We start from the raw sequence: 19,447 nt of genomic DNA, 5'->3' as shown, positions 1-19,447 counted from the left end.
TCCACTTCCACGGTGTAGATACCGGAGGCGGCAGGCTTCTCTGCTTTTGCCACCGGCTGCGCGGCTTCCGCCTGCGGTACCGGCTCAAACGCCGCCGGGTTGTGGCGGTTTTCGAGGAATTTGAAGCCGATTTGCGGGAACAGCGCCACGGTGAGCACGTCGTCGATGGCGTTTCCCGCAAGCTGAATGCCCTTCTCCTGCGCCTGGCGCTTCACGTCCGCTTCCAGTTCAGCCAGTTCCGGCTTGAGTAAATCCGCCGGGCGGCAGGTCACCGGAGCGCCCCCTTCCAGCACGCGGGCCTGTAACGCGGCGTTAACCGGCACCGGGGTGTGGCCGTACTCGCCTTTCAGAATGCCGGCGGTTTCTTTGGCGATGGTTTTGTAGCGTTCGCCGGTCAGGACGTTGAGCACCGCCTGGGTGCCGACAATCTGCGAGGTCGGGGTCACCAGCGGGATAAAGCCGAGGTCCTCGCGCACGCGGGGGATTTCCGCCAGCACCTGGTCGAGTTTGTCCGCCGCGTTCTGCTGCTTCAGCTGGCTTTCGAGGTTGGTCAGCATCCCGCCCGGCACCTGCGCCACCAGAATACGGCTGTCGTAGCCCTTCAGCTGGCCTTCAAAGGCGTGGTACTTTTTGCGCACCTCGCGGAAGTACGCGGCGATATTTTCCAGCTTCAGGATATCCAGCCCGGTGTCATGCTCAGTACCTGCCAACGTCGCCACCAGCGCTTCGGTGGCCGGGTGGCCGTAGGTGGCGCTCATGGACGAAATCGCCGTGTCCACGCCGTCAACACCCGCCTCGATAGCCTTCAGCAGGGCCATCTCCGCCATCCCGGTGGTGGCGTGACAGTGCAGGTGCAGGCGCACGTCATAGCGTTTTTTGATTTCGCTGACCAGGTCATACGCCGCCACTGGCGTCAGGATACCGGACATATCCTTGATGGCGATGGAATCGACGCCGGTTTCCAGCAGTTGCTCCGTTAAATCCAGCCAGGTCTGCAGGGTGTGCGCCGGGCTGGTGGTGTAGGAGAGGGTGCCCTGGGCGTGCGCGCCGTGGCTGCACACCGCCTGCAGTGCGGCTTTCATATTGCGCGGGTCGTTCATGGCATCGAAGACGCGGAACACGTCCATGCCGTTTTTCACCGCGCGTTCGACGAAGCGTTCCACCACGTCATCGGCGTAATGGCGATAACCGAGCAGGTTCTGGCCGCGCAGCAGCATCTGCAGGGGAGTCTTCGGCATGGCCTTTTTAAGCTCGCGCAGGCGCAGCCACGGGTCTTCGCCGAGAAAGCGGATACAGGCGTCAAAGGTGGCGCCGCCCCAGCACTCCAGCGAGCCGTAGCCTACGTCATCGAGCGCGGCGGCAATCGGCAGCATGTCATCAAGGCGCAGGCGGGTGGCGAACAGGGACTGGTGGGCGTCACGCAGGACGACGTCGGTAATGGCAATGGTCATGGATCCCTCCGGGAATTAAGCGTTAAGGCGGTGATGGTGAATGGCGGCGGCAATCACCGGCTTTAAGCGGGTGAAGTCGTCCACGACGGGAACGGCGCGCGGTGCGGGCGCGGCGACGGGTTCCGGGAAGAAGCGAGTAATCACGGCAGACATGCCGCGGATGGCGAAAATCAGCAGGAACAGAAACGCCAGCACGAACCCCATGCCGAGGAACATCAGGGTGAAGCCTTCACCTAATAGCAGAGCTGCATTAGTCATAAAATAGCCTTCAGGCAGGAGGCACGATAATGGGGCTATTTATGACGATGAAATAATAAGGGTGGATTTCCCTGAGCCGCCCCCGGCCAGAGCCCTTGGTTATTATTATCGTCATAACGTATTACCACCATTATCGTGCAATTTACGTAATCAGGTTTATTTGATAAAACTTACGTTCTGGCATATTTCATCAGCGACGATCTCTTTACGCTGATTAAAAATAATTTTGTTCTGTTCAAACAGATTATTCCCATGGGTATCAATAGAAACAATCAGCGGGCCAAACTCTTTAACCCGACAGACCCACAGCGTTTCCGGCATCCCCAGATCGCGCCATTGGGCATCTTCAATTTCTTCCACGCACACGGCGGCTACAACCGCACAACCGGCAGGGAATACGCAGTGCAGCGCTTTGTGTTCAGCACAGCCCTCTTCGGTACCTTTACCCATACCGCCTTTACCCACAATTAATTTCACGCCGGTCTGCGCAATAAATTCTTTTTCGAATTTCTCCATACGCATGCTGGTGGTTGGTCCCACGGAGACCATTTCAAACTTATCGTCTTCGCCTTTAATTGGGCGGACAATGGGGCCAGCGTGTAAAATAGCGCCGCCGCGAACATCTACCGGAAGTTCGCGACCACCTTCAATTAAACGGCGATGGGCTACGTCACGGCAGGTAACAATATGACCGTTGAGATAAATAATATCGCCAGCCTTAATATCCGCTAAATCTTCATCTTTAATTGGCGTAGTCAGGATTTTTTTAGTCATCAGAAATTCACTCCGCTGTGAGACGTAATGGTGTAATTCAAATCTTTATCGAAAACGATGTGCCCTTTACGGTGCGACCAGCAGCCGACGTTTACCGCCACGCCGATGGTAGAAGGATGACGCGCGGTGTTTTCAATGTTCACGCCCATAACGGAGGTATTACCGGACATCCCCTGCGGCCCCAGGCCAATTTTGTTAATGCCGTCTTCCAGCATTTTTTCCAGCGAGGCTGCACGCTCATTCTCGTTATGCGAACCGATCGGACGCATCAGCGCTTTTTTCGATAGCAGTGCCGCCGTTTCAACAGAGGTCGCTACGCCCACGCCAACCAGCAGCGGCGGACACGCGTTGAGGCCGTAGCTGGTCATCACATCCAGTACAAAGCGGGTCACACCTTCATAGCCTGCACCCGGCATCAGCACCATCGCTTTCCCCGGCAGAGAACAACCACCGCCTGCCATATAGGTATAAATGCTGCACTGTTCGGAATTGGGAACGATTTCCCAGAAGACCGTCGGCGTACCTTTACCCACGTTTTTACCGGTGTTGTATTCATCAAAAGTTTCTACGCTGTTGTGGCGCAGCGGAGAATCTACAGTTGCTTTGATCACCGCCTCACGCAACAACGCTTCCAGCTCGCCAATCAGCGGAAAGTTCGTCCCGCACTCCACCAGAAACTGAATGACACCGGTGTCCTGGCAGGAAGGTCGATCCAGCTCTTTCGCCAGCCGCTGGTTCTCAATCATGGTAGTAAAGATGACGTCGGCCAGTTTACTGGTCTCTTTCTTATGCAAATCTTCCAGTTTTGCAGTGACATCATCAGGCAAAACTTTGCCGGTATATCCCACAAACTTGGCCATAACGTCGGTCATATGGGATATCTGTTCACTTTTGCTCATAAATGCTCCTTAGTCAGAACAGCTTCCGTTAATTACGGATGAAAAGGGAAAAGGATTGGCAGCAGGATCAAGCTGACAATGGTTGAAACGATAATCAGGGGGATACCGGCCTTAGCGTAGTCGACAAATTTATAGCCACCCGCGGAGAGCACCATCATGTTGGCAGGCATACCGATAGGAGTTGCGTAGGCGCAGGAACCGCCAATGACCGTCGCCATCAGAACCGCACGCGGGTCGGCCCCCATGCCTGCGGCAATGGACAAACTCACCGGCACCAATAGCGCTGTCGTTGCGGTATTGGACATAAAGTTGGTCATCACAACGGATAAGGCGAAAACGGCGATCAGCAACATGAACGGTGAGGAGTTTTGCCCCAGCATGCCGATTACATAGTCCGCAACCAGCTTGCCTGCCCCGGTCATTTCCAGCGCTTTTGCCAGCGCCAGGGTGCCGCCAAAGATAAAAATAGTCTGTGAATCAATGGCTTTATAGGCCTGTTTTTCCGTGAGTACGCCGCTTACTACCAGCACAAGAGCGCCAATACAACCGGTCACGGCCAGGCTGACACCGATCTTCTTCTCAAAGATCATGCCGAGGATCGTTGCGATCAACACCACCAGTGAGAGCCGTTGTTTCCACTGTGGAACATGGCTGTAGTCACGTTGCTCCCCGACGCTCCCCACCTCACCGCCGGTCGCATTATTCGGCAGAAAGCGATAGCCAATAGTCAGGAAGTAGAGAATGCCGCAGATGAGCATCGGGAGACCGATTTTTGCGTATTCAAAAAAGCCAAAGCCGCCGCCAATATTCTGTAGCGCAGACTGCGCGATAAGATTTCCCGGCGCGCCAATTAACGACAGGTTACCGCCCAACGCAGCGGCGAAAACCAGCGGCATCAGTAGACGAGAACGCGAGAAGCCCGATTTTGCCGCCACGCCGATCACCACCGGAATCAAAACCGCAGCGGTACCGGTGTTAGAAAGGACGCCAGACATCAAACCCACCACCACCATAATGGTGAAGATCAGCTGTTTTTCTGTTTTCGCGAAGCGCGTGATGACGCCGCCCACTTTGTTTGCCATACCGGTCTCGAACAACGCGCCGCCCACGATGAACATCGCGACAAAGAGGATGACGTTAGTGTCGATAAAGCCAGCAAAGGCCTGTTTGATATTCAGAACTCCGGTGATCACTAAGGCCACGCAGACAATCATGGAAGTGACGGCCAGTGGCACTTTTTCCCATACAAACATGACGATAGCGAACACCAATAAACATAAGGTAAGGGTAATGGGTTCCATATTTATAATTATCCAATCAATGATATATGATATTGTATCCAATATTGACAGGGAGAAATTATTCCCATACAAAAACTAAGTCAAATCGTTTCTCAGGAAAGATGCAGGAGTGGGATCTACATCAAGATCGTGGTTAGATCGTTACTGGACGTGATTAATAGAATTGAAGAATTGGTTGAAGCGCCTGCGATGCTCACGCAGGCGAAAAGATCAGGCAGAAGGGTCACCAACATAGCGGGTCAGCATATTCTCCATTGAGCGAATAATGTGTTCGCGCATGCGCTGGCGTGCCAATGTTTCATCATGAAGTTCAAGAGCTTGCAGAATACTTTTATGTTCCTGAATGGAAATCACGGCATACTCTTCTTCGGTGACCTTATGGCCCATCGACAGGCCGTTCCACATATTACAGAGCAACATTTTCATTTTTTCGTTGCCAGCAACATTCCATATTTCCATATGAAATGCCTGATTAAGGTCGGAGTATTCCGCCGAGTTATTTTCCGCGAGAGCCTTTTCAGCGGCATAATGCACCTGGGCTATCCGCGAGATATCGGTGCCAGGACGAGAAGCTTTAGCCACCGCCTCACTTTCTAACAGCGCGCGAATTTCATAGTGTTCACGGATCGTTTGTTCATTGATGCCCAACACCACCGCCCCTTTATTAGGGCGCACTTTTATCAGCCCATCCGCCGCCAGAATCTGAAACGCCTCGCGCACTGGCATACTGGACACGCCGACCATTCTGGCAATGCCTTCTAACGTAATCTCCTGCCCTTCCACTAACTCCCTCGAAAGAATCGCTTTACGCAGCACTGCCGCGACCTGTTCTTTCGCTGAAAGAAGCTTAATCTTCCCTAACTTAGGCTTCTGCACTTTCCCAATCCTTCATATGTTGACGCATTATTTCTGCTAAAGAGAGGAAATAACGCTGCATAACTTGCCCAATCTCATCACGCCGCCCCTGGCGTATGACGTCAGCCAGTTCAGCGAAAAGCTGCGCCGACTCCTGATTATCTTTTTTCAGATGCAAAATAACATAAGAGACATAACCGTCCAGGAACTGCTGATACACCTTTTCCAGATAGCGGTTATTCACATAAGAAATCAGCATCGCATGACACTCCAGTTCGCAGGATTTGTCTTCTGCGACAGCCAGCGCTTGCGCACGTATCAGGAGGGCATCGCCTACTTCGCTGGGTATCAGCGAAAACATTTCGGCGGCCATCGCGGCAATCACGCGAAAAATATGACTCACGCGATCGGCCTCAAGATGCGCGACCTGCATGTGCCTGTTGGGCAGTCGGATTAAAAAACCTTCCTGTTCGAGTGACTGTAGCGCTTCTCGAACCGGCATTCGTGAAAGACCGAGCTGCTCCGCAATACTTTCCTGCGCGAGTTCTTCTCCCGCTTTTATATTGCCGGAAAGAATTTCATAGCGAAGCATTTGCGTAATGTGATCGCGGGTTTGCGTTCTTTGGATCTTTTTCACGACGTTCTCGTTAATAACCGATAAGACGTGAGGAGTTTAGCAGATTTAGTGCTTGATTTCGTGGCTTGTTTACAGTCAAAGAAGCCGGAGCAAAAGCCCCGGCATCGGGCAGGAACAGCTTATTTATTAATAAAATCTTCACCCAACTGAATATCTTTTTTCAGCGTATCCAGCATAGCGTCCAGCGAATGTTGCTCGAAAGCGCTCAGTGTGCCGATGGATTTACGCTCTTCTACACCGTTTTTACCCAGCAGCAGCGGCTGAGAGAAGAAACGGGCATACTGACCGTCGCCTTCCACATAGGCGCATTCCACCACGCCTTTTTCGCCCTGCAGAGCGCGAACCAGAGAAAGACCGAAACGTGCGGCAGCCTGACCCATAGAGAGGGTTGCCGATCCGCCGCCGGCTTTCGCCTCGACGACTTCAGTACCGGCGTTCTGAATACGTTTAGTCAGCTCGGCCGCTTCTTGTTCGGTAAAACTTACGCCTGGAATCTGCGACAGCAGCGGCAGAATCGTCACGCCGGAGTGTCCGCCAATCACCGGAACTTCAACTTCCGTTGGCAGCTTACCTTTCAGCTCTGCGACAAAGGTATTAGAGCGGATGATATCCAGCGTGGTAACGCCAAACAGTTTGTTTTTGTCGTATACGCCTGCTTTTTTCAGCACTTCCGCCGCAATCGCAACGGTGGTGTTCACCGGGTTGGTGATAATGCCCACGCACGCTTTCGGGCAGGTTTTAGCGATCTGCTGCACCAGGTTTTTCACGATGCCAGCGTTAACGTTAAACAGGTCGGAACGGTCCATACCCGGCTTACGCGCCACACCCGCAGAAATCAGTACTACGTCAGCGCCTTCAAGCGCCGGGGTTGCGTCTTCACCGGAGAAACCTTTGATTTTTACAGCGGTGGGGATGTGGCTCAAATCAACGGCCACACCGGGAGTCACTGGAGCGATGTCGTACAGGGAGAGTTCTGAACCTGAAGGCAGTTGGTTTTTTAAAAGTAATGCCAGCGCCTGACCGATACCACCAGCAGCGCCGAGGACTGCGACTTTCATCCTAAACTCCTTATTATATGATTAGCTAAGTGTCTATTGCTCCGCGGCGGCGACCTTAATTCACAAATTCAATGATTACAATCCTCACTCATCAAGAATGCGGAGTCGCGCAATTTTGGCTTTTATGCATTTAATTTGCGTAATCCGGATCGACTGCAACCAGAGAGCAACGTTCCTACAGGTGGTGACAATATACCCTACTATCCTCTCAAAACAACATCATTTTGATAACAATTAATTTACTTTTAATCTTATTTGCGAGGCGTGACACAGGCATGTTTCTTGATAACGAAATTTGATAAAATTCCGCTCTTTCATAACATTATTTCAGCCTTAAACAAGGCAGACTGTTTGCATAAAAATTCATCTGTATGCACAATAATGTTGTTTCTACTGCCATATTACGGGTGACTTATGCGAAGCTCGGCTAAACAAGAAGAACTAGTAAGAGCGTTTAAAGCGCTCCTCAAAGAAGAAAAATTCAGCTCACAGGGCGAAATCGTCCTCGCGTTGCAGGATCAGGGCTTTGAAAATATCAATCAGTCCAAGGTCTCGCGCATGTTGACTAAGTTCGGCGCAGTGCGTACACGTAACGCAAAAATGGAAATGGTGTACTGTCTTCCGGCTGAACTGGGCGTCCCAACAACATCCAGTCCGTTGAAAAATCTGGTGCTGGATATCGACTATAACGACGCTGTCGTGGTGATTCATACCAGCCCCGGCGCGGCACAACTCATTGCGCGCCTGCTGGATTCACTGGGGAAAGCAGAAGGTATTCTCGGCACGATTGCCGGCGACGATACTATCTTCACCACGCCTGCCAGCGGCTTTTCCGTAAGAGATCTGTACGAAGCCATTCTGGAACTTTTTGAACAAGAGCTTTAGTCCCACTTCCTCCGTCGTCGTACGGCGGAGGCACCTTTTTGTCCTCTCCCCTCGCCGCTTTCCTGTACGGCTATCATTTGGCAAATCATGCCCTTAAACATTCACCACATGAATGACAAATCAAAAAAACGCACAAAATGTCAAATTTTTTAACCTATTGATTTTCTTTTATTTTTTAAACAGCAGCGGCGAAAAACAGCAATTTTAATTCCATAACGTTATAAAAAATAAAATTTTTAATGTCTTTAAAAAACAGAAACAATTAGCGTGGTATTAATTAATCGCGTGATTAGTGTATACTTAATTTTGTGATGAGGGTCACGAAACAAAGACCCCAGTAAAGGAATTCGACGAGGTAAAAATCATGAAAATCAAAACCACTGTTGCAACATTAAGTATTCTGTCCGTTCTCTCTTTTGGCGCTTTCGCCGCAGAACCTATCAGCGCAGAGCAAGCGCAAAATCGTGAAGCAATCGGATCGGTTTCAGTCAGCGCTATCGGCTCATCGCCTATGGATATGAATGCCATGCTGAGCAAAAAAGCGGATGAACAAGGCGCTACGGCCTACCACATTACCGAAGCGCGTAGCGGCAGCAACTGGCACGCCACTGCCGAACTGTACAAATAAAATTCACCTGCCATCGCATATAACGTGTCATTGCTTCGCGGAGATATCGCATAAGAAAAGCCCATTAATCCGCGAGGTTGACCCTATAAAGGAATAAAAGACCATGAAAACGAAATACATTATCGCATCACTCGGCCTGGCCACTCTGCTCTCTTTCGGCGCAAATGCCGCAGTACATCAGGTCAACGCGGAACAGGCGCAGAATCTGCAACCGATGGGCACCATTTCCGTCTCGCAGATTGGCAGTACGCCAATGGATATGCGCCAGGAGATCGTCGCTAAAGCTGAAAAAGCAGGCGCTAATAGCTATCGCATCATCGAATTAAAAGAAGGTGATAACTGGCACGCCACCGCCGAGTTGTATAAGTAAACCCTCGTCGTCTAACCCGACGACTTGCCCCCGCCTGCCGGGGGCTTTTTTATGCTTTTTCAATGCCGGACATTAAACCGTAGCCGCCCCTCCAGCTCTTCTTCCGCTTCATCAAAGAGTAAAATCAGCGCCCCGTAGCGCCTGCGCAGTTTATCAGGCAGGTGAACGAACTCAATCTCTAGCGGTAGGGGTAAGATATCGCTCATTACCGCATCCCATAATGTATCAAGATCGCTTACTTTCTCACTGGCAAGACCAAACGTCTGCGTAAACTCGCGATAAAAATCGCTTTGGTTTTTAATATCATTAAAATCAAAAGTATAGACATTCATAGCCAGCCACCATCCCCGACAGACAATTGTCTGTTTTACTACTAAGCATCATTATGCAGAGGTTTCACTTCCAGAAACGCTTTTAGCCCCGGAGCACTCTTGCGCTGTTTTTGTATCTCAAATAAGTATAGTCATAAAAAAACCGACGCTTTTGGCATCGGTTCTTGTGGGTTAGCTATCGGTAAGCGCGTTCTGGTATTTATGTAACATGCCCGTCAGACGTTTAACCGGTTCCGTCACCTGCGGCGGCGCCTCCCAGATACGTAATTTCTCCTGATAGATATCCAGCTCATCCAGCAACTGACCAAAGTAGCGTCGCCGTTTATCATCGCTTCCGGCGGAAATAACATGGTCTGCGGTACGACGAAGCTGACGGTGGAACACTGACAGATCTTCATTAACCGGTATCGGCGCGTCGCGCAGACGTTGATGAGCAATGATCATCGTTAGCGCCAGGCGAAACTTCGGCAAATCGCCAGGGAATTTATTCATCAGCAAAAAGAGTTGCTGATATAACGCAGGCAGACGGTTTTCTTTACGACGTACCACGTTGGTCGTCATTGCCGAGACCGCAGCGGAAACAAACTGATTAAGCAGCACGCGACCGGTTCGATCTTTGGATTTATCACGCACCAGCAGGATGACGATAAACGCCAGCATACAGCCGACAATTTGCCCCAACGCGCTATCGAGGAACTGGCTGAAATGGAACGTCATCGGATTATCCAACACAATAATGTTAATCGTACTGGCCAGCGCCCCCATTGACCCCAGACGCCGTTTCTGGACCTCAATGCCGATAAAGAACCCCAATACCGCCAGGCTCAAACATAACAACAGCATACTTTGCTGCGTATTGGGAATAATCACCAGGAAATAGAGCAATCCCAGCGGCAACGCCGCCAGAGTGCCATAAATAAAATCAATGCAGACCATGCGCGGATTGGGTAAACGCATCGCCAGCGAGGTCACCACGGCAATCATCACCATCGCGCCATTACCCGATGTCCAGCCGGTCCATAGCCAGAATAATGTCCCCAGTATGCAGGAAAGCGTGGTGCGCCAGAAGTTCACCATCGCATGGTGACGTTCAGCGGATTCCACTTTAACTACGGGCTCGCCTTGCAGGATCTCTTCTTCCGTCGCGCTGATTTTGGTGTTACTGATCACGCCGCGTTTAAGCAGCAGATAGCGCGTCGCTGCGCCTACCCAGCTATAAAGCGTGACGGGCGTTTCGCGCTCGCCGGTCCAGACAATGACACGCCGCATCCGTTTTAACTGCCTGTGGACGTCCTGTACCGTTTCAACCGGCGTCTCGAACAGTTCCCGGAATGTATCGGTAATCAGTTCCGGCCGCGTGTTTTGAATAAGATAAGTTTCACAGGATTGCGTAATCAGCGTGAGCGAAAGCGTATTCAACGCTTTCAGGCGGCGGTTAGCGCGTACCCAGCGCGAAGATTCCATATTCAGATTACTTCGCATTCCCTCCAGCGCCGCCGTGCGTCGCACCAGATCGCCCCAGGCGTTGTCGACTTCTTCGCTGTCGCCATGCTTAATACAAAGTTGCATTAGCTGATATTGCGCTACCAGTAAACTGTCCAGTTCGCGATCAACCTCCTGCTTTATCGATCGCGGCGAGAAAAGCAGATCCGCTAAAATAGCGCAGCCAATGCCGATGACGATTTCGCTACAGCGTTCAAGCGCAAATTGCGGCGTGAGTAGCGGCTCCGTCTGAATGGTAATCACAATGATCAGCGCAGTATAACCTGACAGTCCCCACGCATAAGAGTTTTCGATCCGTACTAAAGAGGAGATCCAGGTACAAAAACCGGCCCAGACACAGCACACCAGAATCATCAATAGCGGCGCGCGGATCATAGAGATAATAATGATAAGCGCGGCGATACAGCCAATAAACGTCCCGATAATACGCAACATTCCGCGATAACGGATAGCGCCGGAATAGGGTTCCCCGCCGGCGGCAAATGCCGGGCCTGCCGCCACGATCGCGGCGGTCAGCACCGCCCAACGCGGCGTCTCCAGTTGAAAATGGAAGCCGATAAATAATGCCAGCACAATGGCGCACGCCAGCTTTACCGCAAAACGAATGTGCTGGTTGGCAATGGAGAAAATGCCCATGACGATTAACCGAATTCGCGCAGCCGGTGCGCCAGTTTACGGAAGAAGGAGTCCTGGCTTGCGTCACGATCCTGCTTACCGGTGATCACGACGGTTGCCGTCGTACCGGCAGGCCACAAATTCCCCTGCTGCTCGTCGAGCCGGATACGCACCGGGACACGCTGGGCCAGACGCACCCATTCGAGGTTAGAGTCTATCGTCGCCATCCCTTTCGCATCGCTGGTACTGCTGGCATTCGTTACCCCTGCCGCCACGCTATCGACGGTACCTTTTAATACCCGGTTGCTGCCAAGCGGCGTGATTTCGGCACGATATCCCGGACGCACGCCTTCCAGCTTGGTCTCTTCCATATAGGCCTGCACGTAAAAAGAGTTCTTTTTCACCAGGGCGACGGCTGTGGAACCGCGGGTAATAAATTCACCGGCATAAACATTGAGGTTAGTCACCCAGCCGTCAGCAGGCGCGCGAATAACGGTGCGCTCCAGATCGAGTTTAGCCAGGTCGCGCGTCGCCTGGGCTTTAGCCAGTTGATGCAGTACCGTCTGCAAGACATTGTTCGCCTGATCGATCTCTTCCCGGGACATCGCCTGTACGCCGAGGCGATTACGGCGACCGGCTTCCTGGCGTTTTTCCTGCGCCAGTACCTGATAATAGGCTACATCAGCTTCCGCTTCCGCCAGCGCTTTTTGATAGCGTGGCTGATCGATGGTAAACAGGACCTGATCCTTTTTCACCAGTTGGTTATCATGCACGTTTACATGGGTAATCAGGCCCGCGACATCCGGGGCAATAGCGACGACATCGGCGCTAAAACGCGCGTCGCGCGTCCAGGGAGATTCGGTGTAATACACCCAGGCGCGGAAAATGGCGATAAAGGCCAGAATAACCAGTACGAGGGTAATGGCCGTACGGGAGAGTTTTCTTGTTAGTGTTTTCACTTCAACCTCAAACGAACAGGCGCGATATTAAATAAAACAGACAACAATACAGCGCGGTATTGAACAGAGCCGGATGCCAGACAAAATCATAGATACCCGTCGGCACAAGCATCCGACGCACCAGCCAAAAAATAGCCAGTGACAAAAGCAATTCGAAAAATATCGGTGGGAAGGAAAGACCAAACACCACGATAACGGGAAACAGACTCATGTTGACCTTGATTTCTGAGAGAGAGCAGGCGATAGATTGTTAAGCTACATCGCCGCAGAGAAGGGCAAGAGACGCCAGGCGAGAGCGACATAGCTCTTATTCGAATAATAGTATATTAACGTAATTGTTATGCTGTTATCTATATTATGTGATCTAAATCACTTTTAAGCCAGAGTGAATAATGGAACGATTAAAACGAATGTCGGTATTCGCCAAAGTTGTCGAGTTTGGCTCTTTTACCGCCGCAGCCAGACAGCTGCAAATGAGCGTATCGTCCATCAGCCAGACTGTGGCGAAACTGGAAGATGAGCTTCAGGTTAAATTGCTCAACCGCAGCACACGCAGCATTGGGCTCACCGAGGCTGGAAAAATCTATTATCAGGGCTGTCGTCGTATGCTGCATGAAGTGCAGGATGTTCACGAGCAGCTTTACGCTTTTAATAACACGCCTATCGGTACATTGCGTATCGGCTGTTCTTCAACCATGGCGCAAAATGTGCTGGCCGGGCTTACCGCAAAATTATTAAAAGAGTATCCCGGTCTGGCGGTCAATCTGGTGACAGGAATTCCGGCCCCGGATTTAATTGCCGACGGGCTGGACGTGGTGATCCGCGTGGGCGCGCTGCAAGACTCCAGCCTGTTTTCCCGTCGACTCGGCGCGATGCCGATGGTTGTGTGCGCCGCCAAGCCGTACCTCGCTCAGTACGGCGTCCCGGAAAAACCCGCCGATCTCAGTAGCCATTCCTGGCTGGAATATAGCGTGCGCCCGGATAATGAGTTTGAACTTATCGCGCCGGAAGGAATTTCTACCCGTCTGATTCCACAGGGGCGGTTCGTCACTAACGATCCGATGACGCTGGTACGCTGGCTGACCGCCGGAACCGGAATCGCCTATGTGCCGCTGATGTGGGTGATCGATGAGATCAATCGTGGCGATCTGGAGATCCTGCTGCCTCGCTATCAGTCCGATCCCCGTCCGGTGTACGCGCTGTACACCGAAAAAGATAAGCTGCCGCTTAAAGTGCAGGTAGTGATTAACGCGTTAACTGACTATTTTGTCGATGTCGCACACCTGTTTCAGGGAATGCACGGGCGAGGGAAAGAAAAATAAAAACACCGGGTAATTGCTGAAGACGATTGTAGGTCAGATGCCACCCGACGCAGACATTGCCTGATGGCGCTGCGCTTATCAGGCCTGGGCGGCACACACCACAGGCCTGATAAGGCGGACAGTTATGCGGTGCCGCCAACCGTCAGGTTATCGACTTTCAGCGTCGGCTGGCCTACGCCTACCGGCAGACTTTGACCCTCTTTACCGCAGACCCCCACCCCGTTATCCAGCTTAAGGTCGTTGCCGACCATGGAGATCTGTTGCATCGTTTCAATGCCTGATCCAATCAACGTCGCGCCCTTCACCGGCGTCGTGACTTTGCCGTTTTCAATCAGATACGCTTCCGAGGTAGAGAACACAAACTTGCCGGAGGTGATATCCACCTGACCGCCGCCAAAATTAGGCGCATAGATGCCGTATTCAACGGATTCGATAATTTCCTGCGGCGTTGACTGCCCCGCCAACATATAGGTATTCGTCATACGCGGCATCGGCAGATGCGCATAAGATTCGCGACGCCCGTTACCGGTCGGCGCAGCGCCCATCAGGCGCGCGTTCAGCTTGTCCTGCATGTATCCTTTCAGCACGCCATTTTCAATCAATACGTTGTACTGGCCTGGCGTACCTTCATCATCGATAGCAACGGAGCCACGACGGTTCATCATTGTGCCGTCATCCACTACGGTGCAAAGCGCGGAGGCAACCTGCTCGCCGATCTGACCGCTAAACACAGACGTCCCACGACGGTTGAAATCACCTTCCAGCCCGTGCCCGACCGCTTCGTGCAGCAATACGCCCGGCCACCCGGCGCCCAGAACCACCGGTAACGTCCCCGCTGGCGCAGCGACCGCGGAGAGATTAACCAGCGCCATGCGTACCGCTTCTTTCGCCCACGCGTCGGCGCGCACCTCGCCGTCGAGATCGGCAAGAAAATACTCATAACCAAAGCGACCGCCGCCGCCGCTGGCGCCGCGCTCGCGTTTACCGTCTTCTTCCACCTGCACGCTAACGGACAACCGCACCAGTGGACGGACATCCGCCGCCAGCGTCCCGTCGGTCGCCGCCACGAGGATTAATTCATATACGCCGGTCAGGCTGGCGTTAACTTCCTGCACGCGTTTATCGGCTTCTCGCGCCGCTTTATCAACGCGTCTGAGGATATCCAGCTTCTCTTCGCGGCTCATACTTTGCAGCGGATCAAGGGTGGTGTAGAGCGGCTGATGCGCTACGGCGGCGAGCGTTTTTACCTTGCCTTCGCCGTTCTCGCGTACAATGGTTCGCGCTGCCTGCGCACTCTGCTCCAGCGCCAGGAGGCTTATCTGGTCAGCATAAGCAAAACCGGTTTTTTCGCCGCTAATGGCGCGAACGCCAACGCCCTGGTCGATATTATATGAACCATCTTTAATGATGCGGTCTTCTAAAACCCAGGATTCGTGATAGCTCGACTGAAAATAGAGGTCGCCATAATCAAGACGGCGTTCGGCCAGTTGGCCCAAAATAGCGAACAGATCCTGATGGTTCAGGCCATTCGCCGCTAGCAATTGTTCACTTACCAGGTTCAGACTCATCGTTTTTGCTACTCGTTGATTTCTGCCGGATGGCGGTTCACGCCTTATCCGGACTACGTTGTTAGATTGTACAAACCGGATAAACGCAGCGCCGTCCGGCATGACTATTTACTGAGAGTGGGGCAATTCCTCGCCCCCGTCAAATCATTGCTGGCTTTCTTTTCTCGGTTGGCGCAGAACTTCGTTGATCTGCGGCGCATCGACCGGACCGGTAATGCGATATCGCAAAATGGAGACCTTGCTCCATAGCGGCCCCAACACTTTACTGGCGGCAAATACCGCCGCGCCGACAATCGGGTTAACGGCAAACGCGGCGGCGACGCCCACGGTGGCGGAAATTTCCGGCGCGACAACGGCCTCCATATCAAGACGACGACGCACCAGATCAACAAAACCTTTCATTGCAATATCCGCTTCCAGCCCATCCACCAGCGTATCGTCAGTATGTAGGACGCCATCTTTAATCCACGCGGTACTATGAATAGAGTCGAAATAGAAGCCCTCGCTAAAGGTATCTCTGAAGTCAAACCGCAGCTTACGCAGCAACGCATCAAAACTGAGCAGCCGCAGTAGCTGTCCGGCATGACCGCTACTGAGATCAGTAAACTCGCCTTTACCCAGACGCGTGCGTAAAATCCCGTTGAGCGTGGCTTCATCAGGTTGCCAGGGCGGGTTTCGCCAGTGCAGATCGTAATCTACGTTAAAAGACGCGTTCTGGATTGGCGTCGAGATACCGAAGAACCCGGCAGCCGTGTCGAGGTTACTACCATGCAGACTACCTTTCAGCGAGGTTCGTTCATTACCCGGCGCATTCACCCACTCGCCGTTCGCTTTCAAACGGGCGAATCCGGTATCGATCAGGCCATTCGCCAGAGTCAGCGTATTGCCTTTGATGGCGAAATCGCCATCAATACGCCCATATTTTTGCCCCCATAGCCAGCACTCTTCGCAGCGAAGCTGTAAGTCCGGCCAGCCGCGGAAGCTAATCGTGTTCGCCGAAGCCAACGGCGATGTCGGCGTTGGTGACGAGGCGTGCGTTTTTGCGACGCCAGGGTTGTAGTACAGGTACTTAATGTTCGCCAGCCACGGCGCATGGTTGCGCATGAGCAGCGTGGCGTTCACCTCACGGCCCTGCGCTTCAATTTTTGTTCCGTTCAGCGAGGGGGCTGAAACGACGCTCAAATTGTTCCACTGCTGACCGCCCAGCGATAGCGCGGGAGTACGCAACGTGACGCGTTGAGGAAACTCGGCCGAACTGCTCACGTTATCCGCCGCGCCTTTCTGGAATAACGCCAGCCACTGCGCGCCATCCAGCGCCGGCAGATTGAGCTCAACGCCTTGTTGAGCAGGTAATGGCGGAATCGTCCGGCTGTCCGTCGTCCAGATAGCCCGATCCAACGTCAGCTTCTGATTTAATAACCAGCGGCTGTTAAAGTGATTTTTACTCCCTGCGCTCCCCGTTAGCGCAAAACTTTTCAGGTTGCCGTCAGCCTGAATGTTCACCGGAATGGCTTCGCCTGCGGGTTTATTTAGCGGAGAAGGTAAGTGGCTGCTCACATTTCTCAGATCGCCGTTCAGCTCGATGTGATAAGTGGTGTCAGCGTGATACGGAAGATCGATGCCGACTTTACCATTCCACGTCACGCTGCCGCTCAGGGCGTCATTCAGTTGCGGCGGTAAGACGCCCATACGCGTTGGCTGCCAGTTACCGTTCAGGTTGACGGCGACCTGATAGGCTTTTGCCCCTTCCGTCGTACTGAAATCCAGGTTAAGCGGCTGATTAAACCAGTTTGCCGTCAGCGGCCCGCTTTTTAGCGCGCCATTCACAAAGCTGAATTTACCGTTCAGATTTTTGAGCGTGCTGTTTAGCGGCTTAATAAACAGACTGTTATTACGCAACGAGACATCGCCCTCGGCGGTAACCTGTTCTCCGTCCAGCGGAATATCAAGATGTAAGCGAGCATTCACATCGCCATCTAATTGGAGCTCCGCCAGCGTCGAGCCAAGCGAGTCTTTTAGTGGCGTCTCGTCGAAATAAGGCCCAACGGCTTTTCCCGGCCCGTTAATATCGGCATCAATGAGCAGTTTCTCTTTGGAATAATCCGGAATCGCCGCCGCGAGTTTGCTGGCCTTCACCCCGCCCAAATCGACGCTATCCGAACGCATCCACAGACCGTCGTTCAGGAAATCCAGTTTAATGTTGAGATTTTTTAGCGCCGGCCAGTCGGGTTGAAAAGCAAACGTCGCATTGCGTAGCGGCACCAGCACTTCGAACTGACCTTCGTTATGCTTATAGGGAAAGAGGTGCGGGTTACCACCGTAAACCAACGTGGCGTTATCCGCCTCGCCGCCCTGAATCGCGCCGCTAAGGTAATCGACCAGCGCTTTGCCCATCAGGTTTTCCGGAAAATAGCGCCACGCCTGAGATCCATCGTCGGTACTGATTCCGGCCAGAATACCCAGCCACGGTTCGTCGCCCGTCGGTTGCAGATAGCGGAACCCGCCGCGCGCATGTACCGCCTTTGCTTTGACGTCAATGTCGCGGCCATCAAGCTGAAAGCCGTTCTCATTCTTCAACCAACTAAGCGTCGCGACGCCGTTTTCAATTTCCAGCGGCGCGCGAAAAACGGTTTCATAGGGCATCTTAGCCTGCTGCATCGCAACCTTCATCTGCCCGTCTTCTACGCTTCCCGCCAGCGTACCGGAAAAATGTTCCGCGCCGGGCAACAGCTTCCACTGTTTCCAGGCAAGATTTTCCCACGATGCCTGAAAACGCGTTTTTTCGGTGGCCTGTAGCGGAATATCCAGCGCCAGTGTGGCGATCTTTCCGCTCGGCTGCGTAGCCTGCCATATTTCGCCCAGCACAGGCGACAGTTTAGCCGCCAGCGGACGTAATGCTTCCAGCCCCGCCAGTTCAAGATTACTGGCGCGAATGCGTAGCTCATCGCTACGTGTGTGATTCTCGCCGCCGACGTCCTGCTGCGGGAGCCAGGCCACGGTTAAGGCTCCGCTCGGCCAGGGTTTACCATCAAGCGTAATCCGTGTGTCCGGAATATAAAACTGCCAGCCCGGCTGCTCGCGGCTAATCTGCGCCGTCAGGTTATCGACAGACAGCGTGTGCGTCGTGTTATCGCCCAGCCAGCTTGCGCCGCCCTGTTTCAGCCAGACGTCTCCTCCGGCGATTTCGCCTTTACTGAGCGTCATCCAGCCTTCCAGACTGAAACGCGCCGTCTGGAGCGCCACATTATCCTGCATCCATTTGCCCAGCCACGGCTTGACGTCAATATCGTCGGCCTGTAGCCAGACTCTGCCGTTATTCAGCAAACCGTCGTCATCGCGTAAATCCATCCGCACCTGCATCACGCCGTGCTGCCCGGTCAGGCTGGAGAGACTGACCTCGCCTTCGGCGCGGTGCCGCTCTTTGCCGTTTAGCCAGGTAAGCTGTGGGATCGCCAGCTCCGCGCGTTGTCCGGAAAGCGTCAGAAAACTGATTTGGCTATCGCGCAGATCGAAATGATCGAACTGACGCAGGAAAAGATCGCTTAAACGGCTGGTTTCGATGCCTTCGCCGTCGCTGCTTTGAAGAGGCGTGTTGGTGCGGAAATTGAGTTGCCAGAAGGTCAGGTCGCGAAACTGCCAGCGCATATGCAACAGGCTTTGCCAGACGTCCAGCGCCAGCGTAACGCGTTTTATCGACAGTTCGCCGCCATCTTTCAGGGCGGCATGAATATTATGCGCTTCCAGCGTAGGGCCAAAATTTTGCCAGCTTGCGGAGAGTTGGCTGGCGGCCACCGGCACGCCGGTCACAGACTCAATTTTATTCAGGATAGCCGGACGCCAGGCGTCAAGATGAGGCAACGCCAGGCGCAGCCCGCTAACCAGCAGCGCTGCAATGACGATGAGCGCGGCTCCAGTGAGCAATAAAATCCCCGGCAATCGCCTCACGCGTCTCTCCTTGTCTGCCAAAAAATACGACTCACAACCTTGCTTTGCCGGACGGCGGCGTGAACGCCTTATCCGGCCTGCAAATGC

At 53.0% G+C, this 19,447-nt stretch carries 18 protein-coding genes; 4 read left to right on the top strand and 14 right to left on the bottom strand.

Annotation, left to right across the window (positions count from 1 at the left end):
* From oadA to mdh, 8 genes are all read right to left on the bottom strand, one after another.
* Positions 1–1,451: sodium-extruding oxaloacetate decarboxylase subunit alpha (gene oadA, locus ACLJNW_RS22645; RefSeq protein ID WP_369529490.1), on the bottom strand; the 1,451-nt coding region annotated here is incomplete at its 3' end.
* 15 nt (positions 1,452–1,466) lie between these two features.
* Positions 1,467–1,709, bottom strand: coding sequence for an oxaloacetate decarboxylase subunit gamma (locus ACLJNW_RS22640; RefSeq protein WP_000180123.1), 243 nt, complete (start codon positions 1,707–1,709; stop codon positions 1,467–1,469).
* Positions 1,710–1,865: 156 nt separating this feature from the next.
* Positions 1,866–2,483 carry a L(+)-tartrate dehydratase subunit beta gene (ttdB, locus tag ACLJNW_RS22635; RefSeq protein WP_000162405.1) on the bottom strand — a complete coding sequence of 206 codons (618 nt, stop codon included), beginning with the start codon at positions 2,481–2,483 and terminating at the stop codon, positions 1,866–1,868.
* Positions 2,483–3,382 (bottom strand): L(+)-tartrate dehydratase subunit alpha, encoded by a 900-nt coding sequence (gene ttdA, locus ACLJNW_RS22630; protein ID WP_024154855.1) that lies wholly within the window; start codon positions 3,380–3,382, stop codon positions 2,483–2,485. Before ttdA ends, ttdB begins: the two co-directional genes overlap by 1 nt.
* A gap of 32 nt (positions 3,383–3,414) precedes the next feature.
* On the bottom strand, positions 3,415–4,683 hold the full coding sequence (locus ACLJNW_RS22625) for an SLC13 family permease (protein ID WP_000433390.1): 1,269 nt from the start codon (positions 4,681–4,683) through the stop codon (positions 3,415–3,417).
* A 210-nt stretch (positions 4,684–4,893) separates the two neighbouring features.
* Positions 4,894–5,559, bottom strand: coding sequence for a GntR family transcriptional regulator (locus ACLJNW_RS22620; RefSeq protein ID WP_001171585.1), 666 nt, complete (start codon positions 5,557–5,559; stop codon positions 4,894–4,896).
* Entirely contained in the window at positions 5,546–6,175 is a 630-nt protein-coding gene (locus ACLJNW_RS22615) for a GntR family transcriptional regulator (protein WP_000723776.1), read from the bottom strand. Before ACLJNW_RS22615 ends, ACLJNW_RS22620 begins: the two co-directional genes overlap by 14 nt.
* A gap of 119 nt (positions 6,176–6,294) precedes the next feature.
* Positions 6,295–7,233, bottom strand: a complete 939-nt coding sequence (gene mdh / locus ACLJNW_RS22610; RefSeq protein WP_000861586.1) for a malate dehydrogenase — start codon at positions 7,231–7,233, stop codon at positions 6,295–6,297.
* A 414-nt stretch (positions 7,234–7,647) separates the two neighbouring features.
* On the opposite strand from mdh, the gene argR reads away from it, so the two are divergent.
* From argR to yhcN-B, 3 genes are all read left to right on the top strand, one after another.
* Entirely contained in the window at positions 7,648–8,118 is a 471-nt protein-coding gene (argR, locus tag ACLJNW_RS22605; RefSeq protein WP_001257852.1) for a transcriptional regulator ArgR, read from the top strand.
* 364 nt (positions 8,119–8,482) lie between these two features.
* Positions 8,483–8,746 (top strand): peroxide/acid stress response protein YhcN, encoded by a 264-nt coding sequence (yhcN, locus tag ACLJNW_RS22600; RefSeq protein ID WP_000695693.1) that lies wholly within the window; start codon positions 8,483–8,485, stop codon positions 8,744–8,746.
* Positions 8,747–8,849: 103 nt separating this feature from the next.
* The gene (yhcN-B, locus tag ACLJNW_RS22595; protein ID WP_000853277.1) at positions 8,850–9,116 is read left to right on the top strand and encodes a DUF1471 family stress response protein YhcN-B; all 267 of its coding nucleotides are present in this window, start codon (positions 8,850–8,852) and stop codon (positions 9,114–9,116) included.
* 59 nt (positions 9,117–9,175) lie between these two features.
* On the opposite strand, the gene ACLJNW_RS22590 is transcribed toward yhcN-B, so the two are convergent.
* The 4 genes from ACLJNW_RS22590 to aaeX all read right to left on the bottom strand — a co-directional run bounded on the left by ACLJNW_RS22590 (position 9,176) and on the right by aaeX (position 12,736).
* Entirely contained in the window at positions 9,176–9,448 is a 273-nt protein-coding gene (locus tag ACLJNW_RS22590) for a hypothetical protein (protein ID WP_001103887.1), read from the bottom strand.
* 171 nt (positions 9,449–9,619) lie between these two features.
* A complete protein-coding gene (gene aaeB, locus ACLJNW_RS22585; protein WP_000510913.1) occupies positions 9,620–11,587 on the bottom strand; it encodes a p-hydroxybenzoic acid efflux pump subunit AaeB in 1,968 nt (655 codons plus the stop codon).
* A gap of 5 nt (positions 11,588–11,592) precedes the next feature.
* Positions 11,593–12,525 (bottom strand): p-hydroxybenzoic acid efflux pump subunit AaeA, encoded by a 933-nt coding sequence (aaeA, locus tag ACLJNW_RS22580; RefSeq protein WP_000855134.1) that lies wholly within the window; start codon positions 12,523–12,525, stop codon positions 11,593–11,595.
* A gap of 7 nt (positions 12,526–12,532) precedes the next feature.
* Positions 12,533–12,736, bottom strand: coding sequence for a p-hydroxybenzoic acid efflux pump operon protein AaeX (gene aaeX / locus ACLJNW_RS22575; protein ID WP_000051840.1), 204 nt, complete (start codon positions 12,734–12,736; stop codon positions 12,533–12,535).
* A gap of 181 nt (positions 12,737–12,917) precedes the next feature.
* Between aaeX and aaeR the strand changes: the two genes are divergently transcribed.
* The gene (gene aaeR / locus ACLJNW_RS22570) at positions 12,918–13,847 is read left to right on the top strand and encodes an HTH-type transcriptional activator AaeR (RefSeq protein WP_000440300.1); all 930 of its coding nucleotides are present in this window, start codon (positions 12,918–12,920) and stop codon (positions 13,845–13,847) included.
* A 122-nt stretch (positions 13,848–13,969) separates the two neighbouring features.
* Here the strand turns inward: aaeR and tldD are convergent, their stop codons facing one another.
* Both tldD and yhdP read right to left on the bottom strand, forming a co-directional pair.
* Positions 13,970–15,415 carry a metalloprotease TldD gene (tldD, locus tag ACLJNW_RS22565; protein WP_000055936.1) on the bottom strand — a complete coding sequence of 482 codons (1,446 nt, stop codon included), beginning with the start codon at positions 15,413–15,415 and terminating at the stop codon, positions 13,970–13,972.
* A 144-nt stretch (positions 15,416–15,559) separates the two neighbouring features.
* Complete coding sequence (yhdP, locus tag ACLJNW_RS22560) at positions 15,560–19,360, bottom strand: AsmA2 domain-containing protein YhdP (protein WP_023204192.1); 3,801 nt, start codon at positions 19,358–19,360, stop codon at positions 15,560–15,562.
* Positions 19,361–19,447: the final 87 nt, after the last annotated feature.

It is taken from the genome of Salmonella sp. SAL4457, assembly GCF_046548235.1.
GTDB classification, from domain to species: domain Bacteria; phylum Pseudomonadota; class Gammaproteobacteria; order Enterobacterales; family Enterobacteriaceae; genus Salmonella; species Salmonella enterica.
The sequence above is the reverse complement of the archived record's forward strand: the minus strand, read 5'-3'. Positions and strand labels throughout refer to the sequence as shown.